A 15,345-nucleotide genomic window follows, 5' to 3' on the forward strand; every position below is an offset into this window, starting at 1 on the left:
GATTACAGCTCTTACAATTGTTCAATTTATTAATAAAAACTATTTAAACAAAAAAATCAACAATCTAAAATCAAGCATATTTTAAAATGCACAACGGGTTTAAATTGATGATTTCTATCACTTTAAGACATTCTCATTACTGAGGCTTAATGCTCACAAATTCTTTCGGACTTTCGTGATAATTCAACTTAAGCTCTAAAGAAGTTTTGATAGAATGTGACAATTCATCAATAATTTTTTGCTTAAATGTGGGCTTATAATAAATAATACTGATTTCTCGATAAGGGAAAGGTTTTTTGAATCTGAAAACATTTTTCTTCTGCTCTTCTGAAAGCTGGCTTAATGCCAATTCCGGCAGAATACTGATCCCTCCTACTTTATCTACCATGTGTACCAGCGTCTGGATATTGGAGGCTAAGAAGTCCAGGTTTTTAGGCTTCAAAGTATTTTCTTTAAGGTGGCAGATGTTCTCAAACTGATTTCTCAGACAGTTTCCTTCTTCAAGCAGCCATACTTTCTCTACATTCAGATCTTCCGGAATGATGTAAGAATTCTTTTTGTTGGCTTCCGTATTGGAACTGTAAATCATTAGTTCTTCATTGAATAAGAAATCCTGATAAAACTCGTCAGCAGTGTCATACGGAGTAGAGATAATTCCCGCATCCAGTTCTCCTGCTTTCAAAGCTTTAATAATATTATCAGTGGTCATTTCTTTTACATTCATCTGGATCTTAGGATTCTCTTCAAGGAATTTGAAAATTTCCGTTGGCAGAATAAAAGAAGAAACCGTAGGAATGATTCCCAGATTGATAGTACCTCCTAAAATATTATTCAAAAGATTGGCTTTGTTTTTCAGCTCATTGACAGATTCAATAATTACTTTTGCCTGATCAATAATCTGAAGACCTACATCCGTGGTACGAATCGGGTGGGTAGTCCTGTCGAACACCTTTACATCCAGTTCATCCTCAAATTTCTGTATCATGGCACTTAACGTAGGTTGGGTAATAAAACACGCCTGAGCGGCTTTACCAAAATGTTTATACTTATCTACAGCGATAAGATACTCCAGTTGCTGAATGTTCATTTGATTAATATTATCTATTACAAAGATATAACGTTTTTGCTATTAGCAATTAAAAATTCAAGTAAATTTGATATTCATTACCTTTACACTTGGATTTAGAAAAACAAAAACATTTATACAAATCATTAATGATATGGATTCTAAAAAATTAACGTTAAGTAACGGCGCACCTTATTTTGAGCATCAGGATTCACAGACGGTAGGACCAAGAGGCCCGGTATTGCTGCAAGACTTTATTCTTCAGGAAAATCTTGCGCATTTCGTTAGGGAAAGAATTCCTGAAAGGATTGTGCACGCCAAAGGAAGCGGAGCTTACGGAACTTTTACCGTAACGCATAACATCAGCCAGTACACAAAAGCAAAGCTGTTTTCAAAAGTAGGAAATTCATGCAGAATGTTTGCAAGATTCTCTACGGTAGGTGGAGAAAAAGGGAGCGCAGATACTGCGAGAGATCCAAGAGGTTTTGCTTTAAAATTTTATACTGAAGACGGAAACTGGGATCTTGTAGGAAATAATACTCCGGTATTCTTTATTAAGGATGCCAAAAAATTCCCGGATTTTATTCATACTCAAAAAAGAGTTCCGAAAACTAATTTAAAAAGTGCCACAATGATGTGGGATTTCTGGAGCCTGAATCCTGAATCTCTTCATCAGGTTCTTATCTTAATGTCAGACAGAGGAACTCCTCATGGCTACAGACATATGCATGGTTTCGGATCTCATACTTTCTCTATGATTAATGATCAGAATGAAAGAGTATGGGTGAAATTCCACTTCAAGACAAAACAGGGCGTAAAAAATTTCACTGATGAAGAAGCTGTAAAAATGGCTGGAGAAAATCCGGATTTTGCACAGGAAGATCTTTGCAACGCTATTGAAAATGGAGATTTTCCGAAATGGACCTTATATATTCAGGTGATGACTGAAGAGCAGGCAAAAGATTTCAGATGGAATCCTTTTGACGTAACCAAAGTATGGTTCCATGATGACTTCCCTTTGATCGAAGTAGGAGAAATGGAGCTGAACGAAGTCCCTGTTAATTATTTTGCTCATGTGGAACAATCTACTTTCTCACCAAGCAATCTGATTAACGGAATCAGCTTCTCACCGGACAAAATGCTTCAGGGAAGATTATTCTCCTATCCTGATGCTCATCGCTACAGAGTGGGTGTGAATTCTCATCAGCTGGAGGTAAACAGATGCCCATTTGAAGTCAACAATTATCAAAGAGATGGTTATATGGCAGATTCAAGCCAGTATCAGGACAAACCTAATTATCATCCGAACAGTTTTGATGACATCAAAGCGGATTCATCTTATAAAAACTTTGAATATGAGTTAGATAGCGCTCATGTTGCAAGCTATAACAGAAATGATAATGACAGTGATCACTACACTCAACCGGGACTTTTGTATTCTAAAGCTATGAATGCGGAAGACCGAGATCACCTGATCAAAAACATTATAGGCAGCATGAAAGGCATCAGCGGACCAAAGAAAGATGAAATTATCAACAGACAGCTATGTCACTTTTTCAGGGCCAATATTGAGCTTGGCATGAAAGTAGCTTCTCAGCTAAATGTGAATATTGATGCAAATATGATGAATCATTCCAAATAATCATATTGAACGATAAATTAAAAAAAAGGAAAAAAAAATAATATTTTTTCCTTTTTTTGTAAAAAATTCATAATTTGCAAAGGATGATATTTTAAAGTGGAAAAATGAGTTACGAGAACGTATTATTAAAAAAAGAAGATAAATTATCTATCATTACCATAAACAGACCTGAAAGTTTAAATGCTTTAAATGCAAAAACCATTCAGGAGATCAGTACCGTACTGGATGAGCTTAATGCTGACACTTCCTGCAGAGTAATTATCCTTACCGGAAGTGGAGAAAAGTCTTTTGTAGCGGGAGCTGATATTAAAGAATTCAGTGATTTCGGACAGGAAAAAGCTGAAGAACTTGCAAGAAACGGACAAAATATTTTGTTCAATAAAATAGAAAACATGTCTAAACCTGTCATTGCAGCCGTAAACGGTTTTGCATTAGGAGGAGGTTTAGAGCTTGCCATGGCATGCCACATCAGATATGCATCGGAAAACGCCAGATTAGGGCTTCCTGAAGTAACTCTTGGGTTAATCCCAGGCTACGGAGGAACACAAAGGCTTCCAAAGCTTGTAGGAAAGGGTATTGCCAACGAAATGATCTTCTCTGCCAAAATGATCCCTGCTCAAAAAGCAAAAGAGATCGGATTGGTAAATGAAGTATATCCTATAGAAGAATTATTAACCAAAACGAAAGAATTAGCAAATACGATTGCCTACAATTCACCAATGGCAATCTCGAAGGCTATAAATGCCGTGAATTTATCTGACACGGAGAAAGGTTTTGAAACTGAAATAAAATATTTCGGTGAACTTTTTGAAATGGAAGATAAGAAAGAAGGAGTTACTGCGTTTCTAGAGAAGAGAAAGCCTAACTTCTAAATCTTTCTAAAAGATTTTAATCCAAATTATTTCGAAAAAAACAATGCTGCGGTATGAATAAGTTTGATAAAGCTTATCTAAAAATGGCTCAGGAATGGGCAAAACTCTCCTACTGTAAGAGAAAACAGGTGGGAGCTCTTATCGTAAAAGATAGGATGATTATTTCAGATGGCTACAACGGGACTCCTTCGGGATTCGAAAACTGCTGTGAAGATGAAGAAGGGAAAACACACTGGTACGTATTGCATGCGGAGGCCAACGCTATATTAAAGCTGGCCGCTTCTACTCAATCTGCAAAAGGGGCAACGTTATACTTAACGCTGTCACCCTGCAAAGAATGTAGTAAGCTGATTTTGCAGGCAGGAATTACGAGGCTGGTGTACATTAATGAGTATTCGGATGACGATGGAATATCGTTCCTAAGAAACCATAACATTGAAATAGAACAAATATCGGACTGTGAACTAAAAAAATAAGCACAAATGACTTGGGATGAAAAGATCAAAGATTTTGAAATATTTCTTCGCTTCGAAAGAAATTTTTCAGAAAACACGCTCGACGCTTACGTTCGAGACATTAAGAAATTAAAAGATTACGCAGAAGAAGATCTGGCAAACGTCGGTCCAGAATCTATCGGTTACGAAAACCTGCAGGAATACATTTTCAATCTTTCCAAACAGAAATTCAGTGAGAGATCACAAGCAAGATGGATATCTTCCATCAAAGCATTTTTCAAATTTCTGCTTGAGGATGAATATCGTGAAGACAATCCTGCGGCGTTACTTGAAGGCCCTAAACTGGGATTATACCTACCTGATACCCTTAGCCTGCCTGATATCAACAAAATTATTGCTGCTATTGAAGTCAATACAGATCTTGGAAAAAGAAACCACTGCATCATAGAGGTACTTTATGGGTGCGGACTCCGTGTTTCTGAACTGATTGATCTGAAGATCTCCAATATCAACTTTAAAGAGCAATACATCAAGGTACACGGAAAAGGAAATAAAACGCGTTTTGTTCCTTTGGCCGACTATACTGCAGATATGCTTGAAAGTTATATCAAAGAGGTACGCTCTAAAGGTAAGATTAATAAGAAATATGAAGATACTCTGTTTTTGAACAGCCGCGGGACATCCATGTCCAGAGTAATTGTATTTCTTATTATTAAAGAACTTACAGACAAAGCAGGGGTTAACAAAAAAATATCTCCACACACATTCAGACATTCTTTTGCAACACATTTGTTGCAGAATGGAGCCGATTTACGTTATATTCAGGAAATGCTGGGACATTCCAGTATTACCACAACGGAAATCTACACGCACCTGAAAACAGAAGAATTAAGAGATGTTATTTTGAGTTATCACCCGAGAAATATTAATATTGCTCAATGAAACTATTGAAATATTGTCCAAGCTGTGGCAAAGAGTCCTTACACTGGGATGGCGAAAAAAAATGGAGCTGTCCTGAATGTGGTTTTACCCTGTATAATAATGTAGCAGGCGCTGTAGCGGTTGTTATCAGATGTGGTGACGAAATTTATCTTACCCGAAGAAACAGAGACCCTAAAAAAGGAAAACTGGATCTTGCCGGAGGATTTGTTGACCCTAAAGAAAGTGCAGAGGAAACCTGTAAAAGAGAACTGTTTGAAGAACTTCAGCTTGACATCAATATTTCTAACCTGAAATACCTTACCAGCCTTCCCAACATCTATCAATACAAAGAAATTGATTACAATACAATTGATCTCTTTTATGAGTATACTGTTTCGGAAAAGTTTGAGGTAAATCTTGAGATCTCTGAGATCTCAGAAGCGATCTGGATTCCTTTACAGGAGTTAAATTTAGAAGACATTGCTTTTGATTCCCAGAAGAGATTTTTCGAGGATTATTTAAAGAAATAATTTTTGTAATATATATTCTCCCGCGGGTTTTATAGATCTTGCAGACGGTTTTTTAACAATCTGTTTAGTTTATAAAATCTGCGGGAGTTTTTTTATTGTAGAAATTAATAGGTTTTAGTCTTCAGCATTTCATCAAAATACTGAATCAGCAATGCTCTTTCCGCATCTGAAAGATTGGCTTCTTTGTGATAAACAATATAACCCGGCATTGGCATTGTCTTATTCTGGATCGTCTGAATAGCTTTCGTGAGCATATTCTCCTTCAAATCCTTATTATAACTCTCCCAGCTGGAAAAGTTGAGATGTTCTCTGCCTTCATTCACGTGACTTTTTACAGACCAGGAAATGGGTGCAATAAAAGCATATTTTGGATAGATTGTTTCATTGGAATGACAGTCATAGCATGCATTTTTAAGCAGGGTTGCAATCTTCTCAGGCGTTTTCTTAGCATCAACAAAATTCTTGGCAGCATCCACAGGTATATTAGTCCTGTCAATAGGAAAGAATTGAATCAGGGCAAAGCCTACTAATATCCAGAATATGATTTTTTTAGCCATCCTTATGTCCTTATTTTACTGGAGTTAAAATAGCATTCCCGGATTTAAATTCTTTTTTCAGCTTTGGCTGTACTGTTGTAGTAGTTTCTGCAGGCACAGGAGTTTCAGATACTGATGCAGGAGTTGAAGCTGAAGCTGGCGTAGCTGATGTTCCTGTTGCAGATTTAGGACTATCAAGTGTTCTGGTATCCTTCAGATCCCATTCCTCTCTTGTTTCCCACAATCCTCTAACGACAACCTTTTTATAGAAAATATAAGCATCTTCAGCAAATACATCATTGACAAAGTCTGCTTCATCCCAATATTTATTTCCGTTATTATCTACCAGTATTCTTATAATGTATTCTCCTGGTTTCAGGATATCAAACTTTACCTTATCTCCTTTTAAATATTTTTGATAAGCAATCTTATCAGAAGAATCAACCATCTGAATCCAGTAATTGGCAGTAGGTGCATTTGAAATAGAGAATTCAACACTTCCAAACTGATCTATCTTAGCAACATCAAAATCGAAACGTTTTGACTGAGTATTCTTTGCATAGAATGAAGATACAGTTTCCTTAGGAACAGTAAGCTCATAGCTTTTCCCCATCACAAAATCTGACTGAACATGGATCTGATAAGGATTTGTCTCCGATATCTTAGCTGTGAATGGCAAAGTCGTTAAGCTGTCTCCTTTAGCTCTCAAAGTCCATTTTGTAGGGTCAATTTTATCTACAATATAGTTGGAAGCAATTTTTAAATCTGCTTTTGGAGCAATGGCAGTTCCGTCATTATCACTAAAGACATCCATTGCATTCTTTTTATTGTATTTATAGAATAATGAAACACTGTAAGCACTATCTTTTTTCGGGCCTTTATTGTGAGTGAATATCAGTTTTTCATTCGCTGTCTGCCCCACATCATCTTTTACTGCATCAAACCAGATTCTCACGGAATCGGATTTTGGATTGTGCGTTATTTTGATGTCTTTCAGTTTCTCATTCAATGACTGAACTTTTACCTCTTCAGGATTTCCTTCGAATGACATTAAAACTCCTCCAGCAATTTCCTTCATCTCAGAATACTTCACAGGCTTTTTGGAAGGATACACTTTTAAATTCAGCCCTGAAATCGATTTTTCAACATTGATGGGATCTTTCTGAAAACCTACCTTTTCTTTTCCCGGATCATACATTGAATTTCCGTTCTCATCATTAAAAGCTATAATTTTATATTTGCCCGGTGTCAGATAGTTCAATTCGTAGTATCCATCCTCATCAACCTTGGTGATATAGTATGGTTTTTTCTTATAGTTCATCGTATCTTTTATCTGATACAATCCAACCACAAGTTTATTTTCTGTTGTTGTTGCAGTCTTCTTTTTAATATCAAAAGCATCCTTAATCTCACCACTGATATACAAATCATCCAATTTATCTCCGGTTGAAAAAGCAAAATTGAAATACCTTAATATATTCGATTCGTTATTATCGACAATTGAATTTCCAAAATTGAAATTATAGGTTGTATTAGCCTGAAGAGTATCCGTCCACTGGATCAATACAAATTTGTTGGCAATATTGGAGGGAAGAATCCTCGTAATCCCTTTAAGAGGAGGTGAAATAATCAGGTTTTTATTGATGTCCTTCAATGTCACATATTCATCAAAATCCAAACGGAGTTCGTGAATATCTTTTTTGACATTAATTCTTGTCGTATCAATGTTTGAGCTTAAAAACCTTGGTGCTAATGTATCTTTAGGCCCTCCTACAGGAGATCCTACCCTTGCACATGAGTGTACAAGAAAACAGATAACGAATAATAAAAGAAACCTTTTCATGAAAATGTTTAAGCAAAAATAAACATTATTCTCCAAAAACTTCCTGTCCGGAATTTAAACTGTCTTTATTGTCATTCATTACGGTATGAAGCTTATCTTTCTGTAATGGAAAATCTTCGAATAATCCAGATAATGCAAGCGCTGTATATACTTTGTTTGAATATTTATTTCCAATAGCAACAATGGTCACTTTAGATTTTAAAAGGTGGGCAAATACCGAGTTGGTACCATGCCACCATCCGTTATGGTAAGTTAATTTCTCTCCGTTATCAAAGATTTTCATTCTGAATCCTAGTCCATAATTATTCATTCCTGCTTTTTCATTGCTGTAAGGAGTGAAAACCATTTGCATCAGTTCAGGCTTGAGGAAATTTTTCGAAAACATGGCTTTTGAGAAATTGTACAGATCTCTTGGCGTAGTGTACACATTTTTATCTCCATAAATCAGATCAAGTCTGTCTAAAGGATACAGCTTATTTCCTCCATAATAAAAAGACTGTGCTGCTGTTGGAATATCTTTTTCCTGGAAGATGTACGTGTTATTCATTTTCAACGGTGTGAAAACCATTTCTTTCATCGCCTGTGGAAAAGGAGTTTTGGTCACTTTTTCAATTAATAAAGCCAATAAAGCAAAGTTGGTATTGCAATACATAAATCCTGTATCTGTATCTCTCGCAAGATCAGGTTTGTATTTGATGATCATATTCAATACATCTTCATTCGTAATAAATGGCTTGGAAAGTTCTGCCGGAGCCGGCTGTATTTTGGTAATAAAATATTCATATTTCGGAAGACCGCTTCTTTGATCTAATAAAGTCTGAACGGTAACATTAGGATAAGGAAATCCTGGAAAAAATTGAGTAAGGTGATCAGTAAGTTTTATCTTTCCTGCTTCAATCAGTTTCATCATTGCCATTGCCGTTAACGTCTTTGAAACGGAAGCTACATGAAGGGGTGTATTTTTGTCAATCGGCATCTGATTTCCTTCTCTTCCGAAACCTCTGTAGTTTTCATACAGGATTTCATCACCTTTGGCAACAAGAATTCCACCACTAAGGTCTCCTCCTTCCCATATCTTTTTGTAATACTGATCGATATAACTTACAGTAGTCTGCCTGTTCAAAAGTTGTCCATCACCTTTTGTAAAAATATCACCAAAATCTACATTTCCATAGTTGGGCAGATTGGTTGTATTTTCAGTCGAAGCTTCTTTGGCTTCAGATTTTTTTTTACAGGAAAATATCGATAATAAAACAGTTAAGATAAGTACAAAATTACGCGTCTTCATGAGATTCAAAAATGAGCGGCAATTTAATAAAACTCGAAAATAAATAATAAATAAGAGAGGTACATTATGAATTATTTAACATAAATGAGAGGAAAAGTAAAATTTGGAGAGGCAAAATCATAAAAAAAGACGAATTCACTTTTTGTAAATTCGTCTTTTTATCTTTTATATATTTCTTAGCTTAACAATGCGAAGCTACTATTTTATCTACAATAAACTGAGCCAGTTTTTCTTTGCTCTGATGAGTCCAGCCAGCAATATGGGGTGTGACAATCGCTTTTTCTGATTCCAGAAGATATTTTAAATCTTCATTTTCTGCTTCAATATTTTCAAAAGAAGACTTTTCATACTCCAATACATCCAGACAAGTTCCTTTTACTTTTCCTGACTTCAGTGCTTCTACTAAATTTTTAGTTTTCACATTCTTTCCTCTTGCCGTATTCACGAAATAAAAGTCATTTTTCATCTCTGCAATGAATGTTTCGTCAATAAGATAATGGGTTTCTGCAGTCAAAGGAATATGTAAACTTAAAACCTCTGCAGATTGCTTTAATTCTTCTAATGAAACCTGTGTGGCATATTCATCAGAAAGATCAGGAAGAATATCATGGAAAATCACCTTACATCCAAATCCTGAAAGTCTTTTTGCAGTAGCTTTTCCCATGTTTCCATATCCAATTAATCCTACTGTTTTTCCTAACAACTCGTCTCCTCTGTTTTCTTCACGCTTCCAGATCCCGTTTTTCACTTCCTGAGAGGCGATAAAAAGTCTGTTCATGATCACCAACAGCATTCCTACCACGTGCTCTGCTACTGAATCCCTGTTTCCTTCCGGAGAGTTAATCAGCTGAATTCCCAGCTTTTCGGCAACAGGAATATCAATATTTTCCATTCCGGCACCTACTCTTGCAATAAACTTCAGATTCTTACCTTTTTCCAGAAAGTTTTTATCCAGCGGAATACGGCTTCTGATAATAATACCGTCGTAATTCTCAATTTTATCACAAACCTCATCATAAGACGATGTAAAATCCTCTTCTAAAATAAAATTCTGAGCCAAAAGCTGTTCAGTGATAAGAGGATGATTTTTATCTAAAAGAAGTATCTTCATTTTATTAATAATTTTAGAGATAGGAACAGGTTCCTAAATGATTATAATTTTATTCTACCGCAAAGTTCGCAAATTTCTGAAAAAACAAATGCTTTTAAGCTCGCAAAGGCGTTAGCACTCAGCAAAGTTTAAAAGCATTTTTATTGATAAAGTATAAATACTATTTCTTGTCTTTCTTAGATTCCTGCGGTTCCTGGAATAGTTTTTTAAGTTCTACAGATTCCAAAGGCTTCATTCTTCCGGAAAGGATTAATGAAAGTTCTTTTCTACGGAATGCTGCTGCAAATCTTTCTTTTTCTTCATCTGTTTCTGGAATCATTTCCGGAATAGGAATCGGACGGTTGAACTCATCCACAGCCACAAAGGTATAAATACCTGCATTCGTGTGAATTTTCTTCTGATTAATCGGATCATCCAACCATACATCTACATACACTTCCATTGAAGTGGAAAATGCTCTGGAAACTTTAGATTCCAATACCACTACTCCTCCTTCCGGAATCGGGTGATTGAAAGATACGTGGTTTACAGATGCTGTTACAACTCTTCTTTCGCAGTGTCTTGCCGCAGAAATAGATGCACAACGATCCATTTTTGCTAAAAGTTCACCACCAAAAAGGTTTCTTAAAGAGTTGGTTTCGTTCGGAAGAACGATATTAGTCATAATAGTCAGAGATTCTGACGCTTTTTTTATTTTTGCCATCTATTCTTAGTGTTGTGTGGGACAGCCGGTTTAGGTTGTGTTACTTTTCCGGCAGGTTTTACGAGTGAATCTTTTTTCAAAGAATCTGAAACAGGTGTTTGCGGAGCGTGTACCATTACCTTCACCGTATCTTTTACGATTCTATGGGTAGAAGTCTGTACAGAAACCTTATTGAAAGATTTTTTACCAAAAAGAAGCTCCTGTTGGGTAAATGCCAGGTATGCAATCCCTAGAACCGGAATGATCAAAAGGAAAGTCCAGAGAATTGTTTTTTTGAATTTAAAATCCTTTTCCCTGTTCACTGAGGCACTCACTTTTTCCCCGTTATTGATATCTGAAAATCTGATTTCTTCCAATCCATAGAAGTCCGGACGTCCGGATTCTATTCTTTTTCCTTTGAAATGAGTATGCCCTTCTTCAATGAAGACTGTTCCAAGATTTTGAATTTCAAGAACCTGCTCGGCCTGAAGTTTTTTCTTCCAAAAATCGGTCTGAATCTTCAGATCACTTCTTGAAGCTTCTAAAGACATCTGTTTCTGTTCTGCAATAAAAGCAGTAAGATCTTCAGCCTGTACTTCGTAGTCTATTGCCAATTCAATCTGACTGGCCGGAGGCAGGATGCTCCCGTTTTCCGAATTGATAATTGCCTTAGAATTCTTCAGTGAAAACACTCCAAAGCCTGGAACCGTGGCAGTTCCAAATTGTTTTAAATATTCTAAAATGTATGCTGAAATATTCATTTGGCAGCAAATTTATAACTTTTTCGTGACTTTTTGTAATATTTAACGGATATAAAAAAGACTGCCGGAGCAGCCTTTTGATTATTCTGTATTAAAACAGGAATACGATTATTTAAACCTCCTTTTTTAAGCTTATAAATTATTGTAAGAAAGGTAAAACCGTTAAAAAGTAAAAAAGCCAATTTGTAAATTCAAATATCACCAGACTTAGTCTTTTGCCATTTTATCTTTTTACCATTTTACCTGTTATTGGATTTTCCAGCTCACGCCAAACATAAAGTTCGTTCCTGCCTGTGAAAAATAATACGGTTGTCCTTCATAAACAGATCCGTTGTTCACATATTTCTTGTTGAACAGGTTATTCACCAATAGTTTCAATGCAATTTCATTATTAGCAATTTTAAACTGATACTGCGCATTGAAATCTGTCAGGAAGTAATCTTTAAGCTGAAGATTTGCATCTTCGGTATTGTCCAGATATTGTTTTCCAACATACTGATTCATTAAAGCAAACTGGAAATTCTTTGTAGGATTGAATTTCAGGCTTACATTGGCAATTACATTCGGAGAAAAAGAAATCTGTGTATTTCCAAGGCTTTTAGGAACATCTCCATTTTGGATATTGAAATCCTGGTTTCTGTTCTGGCTTAACGTTAGGTTTCCTGAAACTTCCCATTGTTTAGACAATTTTGCCAAAGCACCTACCTCAATTCCTCTTCTATAGCTCTTCCCTGAATTTGTTCTGATGAATGCTCCAACATTATTAAGCTCTCCATTCAAAACCAGCTGATTCACATAATACATATAATAAACATTCGCAGTAAGGGATACAATCCCGAACTGTTTTTCAAAACCTGCTTCAATATCGTGAAGTTTTTCAGCTTTCACATCATTATTGGCCATCAGATCATCTCTGTTGGGTTCACGATGGGCGTGTGCATATGAAAGGAATATTTTACCTCCTTCAATTCTGTAGTTTACTCCTGCTTTTGGATTAAAAAACAGCCAGTTTTTGCTTAAATCTGCTCCTTCACCATCACCTGCCATCAGGATTTTTGTATTGTAATTGATTTTTCTAAGCTGCAAATCCCCAAAAAATTCAAAGTTATCTACTCTTAGTAAAGCTTTTGCAAAACCTGATATTTCATTCTTTACTGAACGATTTCTGTAATATTCGCTTTCATCAATCTGAGGGAAAAACACTCCTGTCACATTTCCGTAGTGCCTTCCATAATACTGATTAACTACGGCACCAAAATTCAGATCCAGATTTTCAAACTTTCCGTAAAGGGTAGAAACCATTCCGTAGAAATCATTATTCAGCCATTTTTTCTGATAAAATCTGAAGATTTTATAGTTTGTCCTCCTTCAATGATATTCGGAAGATTGTATCTTGAAAAAGGATTTCCCTGTTTGTAGTTTTCATAATACCCCCTTCCTTTTGTATAATGGAACGTGGTTTCAAGATTCCAACGGTCGCTGAATTTCTGTTCCCAAAGCAACTGATAATGATTTTGTCTGTAATTATCCGTTTCATTATCATAGAAACTTACAATATTCTCCCAATTGGAATCATAGATCGCCCCTGAAATATTGAATTTAGGATCGGTTTCCCATGTTTTACGGTCAATTCCGTTCCAGGCCTGATAGGTTTTCTCTTTACCCCCAAAAGCCATTAAACGTAGTTTCGTATTTCCTTCTTCAAATAAAGCAGTGAAATTATAAGAATGTAAGTTGGATGAAGCTCTGTCGATATATCCATCAGAATGAATATGCGTATATCTTCCCATTACAGAAAGACGGTTTTTCCATAACTTACCGGAACCTATTTCTGCTGAATATTTATAGGTATTAAATGATCCGTAGCTGTCATCCGTTTTAAAGTAAAATTTCTCTTCCGGATCTTTAGAAAGCACATTGATACTTGCCCCAAAAGCGGAAACCCCGTTATTGGAAGTCCCCACTCCTCTCTGAATGACGATCTGTGATGCAGAACTTGTCAAATCCGGAACGTTGACAAAAAATGTACCCTGACTCTCAGAATCATTGTAAGGAACACCATTCATCATTACATTAATGGCAGAACCTGAAACTCCACGGATTCTAAAACCGGTATATCCTACTCCATTTCCCGCATCTGAAGTGGAAATAATGGAGGTTTGATTTTTTAAAAGAATAGGCAGATCCTGTCCTAAGTTTTTGCCGTCTAAATCTTTCTGTACATTGATGATTTCCTTGGCTACCGGAAGTCTTTTGGTAAAGTTGACAGCTTCAATTTCTCTGATTTTCAGAGAGTCTTTATTTTGGGCCTGCATAAAAGCCACAGAGGCTACACTAAGCCCTAAAAAAAATAATCCTTTCATTCTATAAATCTTTGACATTTAATGAATAAAAGGGGATCGATAAGATATTATACAATTCAGCGTTCTATGAAGGCGCATCCCTAAACAGCATTACCTGTTCCAGGTTCATTGGGTATAATCTCAGCCTGTTAAAGCACCCCTTTATTTCACCCGCAAAATTACAAAAAAATATGAAATAAAATTGGGGTTATGCGGTGCGTGATATCGGGTTACGAGAGGAAAAAACTACTACTGAAAATAAGAGTTATCAAATAAATCATTCATCATTTATAATTCTTTAGTAAGTTTTATTGTTTGCGTCAATATAGTAGTAGTTCGAACCGTCTTTGGTGACTTCAAACATCTTACCCAGTTTCCAGCTGAAGTTTCTTTTGATATTGGCGTATTCGAAAGGAACAATGATTTTATTGTTAACGTCAATGATTCCAAATTTATCATTATTGGAAGCCACAATCATTGGATTAGCTACATCATCTCCTTCCAGAATAAAAAGATACTGATATTGAGGATAGATCTGAAACTGTCTGTAATCTGCAGCATTCACAAATTTTGATTTTTCAATAATTCCATAGAATCCATTCAGAATGTAAGCCTGAAATAACTGTTGCTTATATTCTTCAAATTTACATTTTCCGAAATCCGATTCTTTGAACTGATATACTCTTTTCCCCGACTGATCTATACGATATGAGATCATATTCTTTTCTACTGTAGCATAGTCTTTTGTTCCAAATTTTCTGATTTTCTCATTCGGAGAATTCAAAAGATTGCAATCTTCATAAAAAATACAGCAATATGATATTCCGGCTGAATAATAAATTTTCCGTTCTGGTTTACATACCCAAACTGATCTCCTTTCTTTTTAGGAATCAAAACCGGAAGATCTTTATTGATCACCACCAGATCAGGATTAGGTTTATTCACTGAAGCCCTTTTCTGAATCGGAGTTTTAGGAATTTTCTTTGCAGGAATTTTCTTCACAGATTTTGTCTGCGAAAAGGTAAAAAGCGAAGCGAAAATACATAAAACAGTCAGTAAATTTTTCATATTCATCATATGCTTGCAAAAGTACGACCAAAAATAGATATTATAAAATACATATTTATAAAGAATCTAAATAATTTCACTCCCATAAAATTGTAAAATTTCGTAATTTTGGGAACATTTTGAATTGTTTGATAATTTTAAAAAACTTTTAAGAAAGTGTAGATTATGCTGACTTTATTCGGTTAATGTTGCGTCAAAATGCGAAATATCAAAATGTCATTAACTGTT

The 15,345-nt window shown here is 35.7% G+C and carries 14 protein-coding genes and 1 pseudogene; 5 read left to right on the forward strand and 10 right to left on the reverse strand.

The features are described from left to right. Positions 1–136: 136 nt before the first annotated feature. Entirely contained in the window at positions 137–1,087 is a 951-nt protein-coding gene (locus BOQ62_RS14915) for a LysR substrate-binding domain-containing protein (protein ID WP_034692517.1), read from the reverse strand. A 133-nt stretch (positions 1,088–1,220) separates the two neighbouring features. Between BOQ62_RS14915 and BOQ62_RS14920 the strand changes: the two genes are divergently transcribed. The 5 genes from BOQ62_RS14920 (at position 1,221) to BOQ62_RS14940 (ending at position 5,486) form a co-directional block, all read left to right on the forward strand. Continuing rightward, positions 1,221–2,708: a catalase gene (locus BOQ62_RS14920; RefSeq protein WP_129040724.1), complete on the forward strand. Its 1,488-nt coding sequence runs from the start codon at positions 1,221–1,223 to the stop codon at positions 2,706–2,708. Between the two features lie 104 nt (positions 2,709–2,812). Beyond that, entirely contained in the window at positions 2,813–3,580 is a 768-nt protein-coding gene (locus tag BOQ62_RS14925) for an enoyl-CoA hydratase/isomerase family protein (RefSeq protein WP_129040726.1), read from the forward strand. 53 nt (positions 3,581–3,633) lie between these two features. Further along, a complete protein-coding gene (locus tag BOQ62_RS14930; RefSeq protein WP_002983800.1) occupies positions 3,634–4,056 on the forward strand; it encodes a deoxycytidylate deaminase in 423 nt (140 codons plus the stop codon). A 6-nt stretch (positions 4,057–4,062) separates the two neighbouring features. Next, positions 4,063–4,977 carry a site-specific tyrosine recombinase XerD gene (xerD, locus tag BOQ62_RS14935; protein WP_105702361.1) on the forward strand — a complete coding sequence of 305 codons (915 nt, stop codon included), beginning with the start codon at positions 4,063–4,065 and terminating at the stop codon, positions 4,975–4,977. Continuing rightward, the gene (locus BOQ62_RS14940) at positions 4,974–5,486 is read left to right on the forward strand and encodes an NUDIX hydrolase (protein ID WP_129040728.1); all 513 of its coding nucleotides are present in this window, start codon (positions 4,974–4,976) and stop codon (positions 5,484–5,486) included. Before xerD ends, BOQ62_RS14940 begins: the two co-directional genes overlap by 4 nt. Before the next feature lie 104 nt (positions 5,487–5,590). Here the strand turns inward: BOQ62_RS14940 and BOQ62_RS14945 are convergent, their stop codons facing one another. The 9 genes and pseudogenes from BOQ62_RS14945 to BOQ62_RS23400 form a co-directional block, all read right to left on the reverse strand. Further along, complete coding sequence (locus tag BOQ62_RS14945; RefSeq protein WP_185146803.1) at positions 5,591–6,049, reverse strand: heme-binding domain-containing protein; 459 nt, start codon at positions 6,047–6,049, stop codon at positions 5,591–5,593. 4 nt (positions 6,050–6,053) lie between these two features. After that, complete coding sequence (locus BOQ62_RS14950; protein ID WP_129040732.1) at positions 6,054–7,865, reverse strand: Ig-like domain-containing protein; 1,812 nt, start codon at positions 7,863–7,865, stop codon at positions 6,054–6,056. Positions 7,866–7,890: 25 nt separating this feature from the next. Next, positions 7,891–9,153, reverse strand: a complete 1,263-nt coding sequence (locus BOQ62_RS14955; protein ID WP_129040734.1) for a serine hydrolase domain-containing protein — start codon at positions 9,151–9,153, stop codon at positions 7,891–7,893. Positions 9,154–9,334: 181 nt separating this feature from the next. Beyond that, positions 9,335–10,264: a 2-hydroxyacid dehydrogenase gene (locus BOQ62_RS14960; RefSeq protein WP_129040736.1), complete on the reverse strand. Its 930-nt coding sequence runs from the start codon at positions 10,262–10,264 to the stop codon at positions 9,335–9,337. Positions 10,265–10,424: 160 nt separating this feature from the next. Next, on the reverse strand, positions 10,425–10,967 hold the full coding sequence (locus BOQ62_RS14965; protein WP_105702355.1) for an acyl-CoA thioesterase: 543 nt from the start codon (positions 10,965–10,967) through the stop codon (positions 10,425–10,427). After that, positions 10,955–11,707 (reverse strand): hypothetical protein, encoded by a 753-nt coding sequence (locus BOQ62_RS14970; RefSeq protein ID WP_129040737.1) that lies wholly within the window; start codon positions 11,705–11,707, stop codon positions 10,955–10,957. The genes BOQ62_RS14965 and BOQ62_RS14970 overlap by 13 nt, the downstream gene beginning before the upstream one ends. Before the next feature lie 246 nt (positions 11,708–11,953). Continuing rightward, positions 11,954–14,070, reverse strand: a pseudogene (locus BOQ62_RS14975) (TonB-dependent receptor). 277 nt (positions 14,071–14,347) lie between these two features. After that, positions 14,348–14,833, reverse strand: coding sequence for a hypothetical protein (locus BOQ62_RS23395; RefSeq protein WP_228414186.1), 486 nt, complete (start codon positions 14,831–14,833; stop codon positions 14,348–14,350). Then, positions 14,830–15,117, reverse strand: coding sequence for a WG repeat-containing protein (locus BOQ62_RS23400; protein WP_228414188.1), 288 nt, complete (start codon positions 15,115–15,117; stop codon positions 14,830–14,832). The genes BOQ62_RS23395 and BOQ62_RS23400 overlap by 4 nt, the downstream gene beginning before the upstream one ends. Positions 15,118–15,345 lie beyond the last annotated feature (228 nt).

Origin of the sequence: Chryseobacterium sp. CH21, from assembly GCF_004119445.1 — a bacterium.
Lineage (GTDB): Bacteria > Bacteroidota > Bacteroidia > Flavobacteriales > Weeksellaceae > Chryseobacterium.

Coding starts and splice junctions, on each gene's coding strand:
- BOQ62_RS14915 (WP_034692517.1), bottom strand. CDS start 1,087: ATGAACATTCAGCAACTGGAGTATCTTATCGCTGTAGATAAGTATAAA.
- BOQ62_RS14920 (WP_129040724.1), top strand. CDS start 1,221: ATGGATTCTAAAAAATTAACGTTAAGTAACGGCGCACCTTATTTTGAG.
- BOQ62_RS14925 (WP_129040726.1), top strand. CDS start 2,813: ATGAGTTACGAGAACGTATTATTAAAAAAAGAAGATAAATTATCTATC.
- BOQ62_RS14930 (WP_002983800.1), top strand. CDS start 3,634: ATGAATAAGTTTGATAAAGCTTATCTAAAAATGGCTCAGGAATGGGCA.
- xerD (WP_105702361.1), top strand. CDS start 4,063: ATGACTTGGGATGAAAAGATCAAAGATTTTGAAATATTTCTTCGCTTC.
- BOQ62_RS14940 (WP_129040728.1), top strand. CDS start 4,974: ATGAAACTATTGAAATATTGTCCAAGCTGTGGCAAAGAGTCCTTACAC.
- BOQ62_RS14950 (WP_129040732.1), bottom strand. CDS start 7,865: ATGAAAAGGTTTCTTTTATTATTCGTTATCTGTTTTCTTGTACACTCA.
- BOQ62_RS14955 (WP_129040734.1), bottom strand. CDS start 9,153: ATGAAGACGCGTAATTTTGTACTTATCTTAACTGTTTTATTATCGATA.
- BOQ62_RS14960 (WP_129040736.1), bottom strand. CDS start 10,264: ATGAAGATACTTCTTTTAGATAAAAATCATCCTCTTATCACTGAACAG.
- BOQ62_RS14965 (WP_105702355.1), bottom strand. CDS start 10,967: ATGGCAAAAATAAAAAAAGCGTCAGAATCTCTGACTATTATGACTAAT.
- BOQ62_RS14970 (WP_129040737.1), bottom strand. CDS start 11,707: ATGAATATTTCAGCATACATTTTAGAATATTTAAAACAATTTGGAACT.
- BOQ62_RS23400 (WP_228414188.1), bottom strand. CDS start 15,117: ATGAAAAATTTACTGACTGTTTTATGTATTTTCGCTTCGCTTTTTACC.